Origin of the sequence: Mesorhizobium sp. M0491 (assembly GCF_040321265.1) — a bacterium.
Taxonomy (GTDB): Bacteria; Pseudomonadota; Alphaproteobacteria; order Rhizobiales; family Rhizobiaceae; genus Mesorhizobium.
On record NZ_JAMYRE010000062.1, the window covers coordinates 1 to 1,339 of the forward strand.

Consider the following 1,339-nt stretch of genomic DNA (forward strand, 5'->3'; position numbering starts at 1 on the left):
GGTTGTGTGCGTCAAGTTCTGCAAAATGGGCGATCATGAAGCTGGTCATGCGGCTTGGCGTAGAGCGAGCTTCTTGTGCTCGCGCAGGTCGTCCATGTTGATGTATCGGTTGGCCTCCATCCAGTTTTCGTTGGTCTCGACGGCGAGCGCCCTAACGAGGCGCAGGCAGCTTTCGGCGTTTGGGAAGATGCGCACGACATAGGTGCGCCGGCGGATTTCCTCGTTGAGCCGTTCGAGCATGTTGGTGGACTTTAGGTGCTTGTGATGCTGACGCGGCAGCCGGAAGAAAGTCAGCGTCTGTTCTATAGCTTCTTCCGCCCAGGTGGTCAGTCGCGGGTAGCGGGCGGACCATTTGGACAGCCATGCGGCGAGATCGGCCTTGGCCTCGGCGAGATCGCGCCGGTCGTAGAGCCAGCGCAGTTCCTGCAGGCAATCGTCGCCGTGCTTCCTGGGCAGGTGATCGAGCGCGTTCCTGAGGAAGTGGACGTAGCAGCGCTGCCATGCGGCTTCCGGGATCACCTCGCCGATCGCCGCGACCAGGCCGGCATGGTCGTCGGACACGGCCAGTTCGACGCCCTTGAGGCCGCGTCGTTTCAAGCCGACGAGGAAGTCCTTCCAGGCCGAGCGGCTCTCGCGATTGGCCATCTCCACGGCCAGGATCTGCCGGCGCCCGTCCCAGTCGATGCCGACCGCGATCAGCACCGCCTGGCTCATCACGATGCCGGCTTCGCGCACTTTCTCGTAGCGGGCATCGAGAATGAGGTAGGGGAATGGCTCCTGAAGCGGTCGTTCGGCAAACGCCTTCAGGCTCTCGTCCAAGCGCTTGTTGATGGCCGAGATCGACGAAGCCGAGAAGGCATGACCGCACAGCTCTTCCGTGATCGCCTTGACCTTCCGGGTCGACACGCCCTGCACATACATCTCCGCAAGCGTGGCCACCAAGGCCCGCTCGGAACGCTGGTAGCGCTCGAACAGCTCGGTGGAGAAACGACCGGCCCGGTCCTGCGGAACCCGCAGCTCAAGCTTGCCGACCCGGGTGACCAGGGTGCGGCCGTAGTAACCCGAGCGATACCCAAGGCGCTCGGGCGTGCGCTCGCTCTTCGAAGCACCCAGCGCCTCCTCCATCTCGGCCTCGAGAACCTCCTGCATTACTGCACGGATCACTTCGTGCAGCCCCTCCGGGTTCGAAAGCAGAATGTCTTTGACGGCAGCGCTGGTCGATTTACCTTCTGTCTTGGTCATGGTGGCGTTCCTTCGCGGGAATCGGTGACGTTGAACATCACCAGCCTGCCATGACCGCCCTCTCTCAGCGAATTTGCAGAACTCTCAGCACACTACC

General features: G+C 62.4%; 1 protein-coding gene. It reads right to left on the minus strand.

From position 1 onward, the window contains the following. Positions 1-45: 45 nt before the first annotated feature. Positions 46-1,242 carry an IS256 family transposase gene (locus NKI69_RS33470; protein WP_352442705.1) on the minus strand — a complete coding sequence of 399 codons (1,197 nt, stop codon included), beginning with the start codon at positions 1,240-1,242 and terminating at the stop codon, positions 46-48. Between the last annotated feature and the right edge of the window lie 97 nt (positions 1,243-1,339).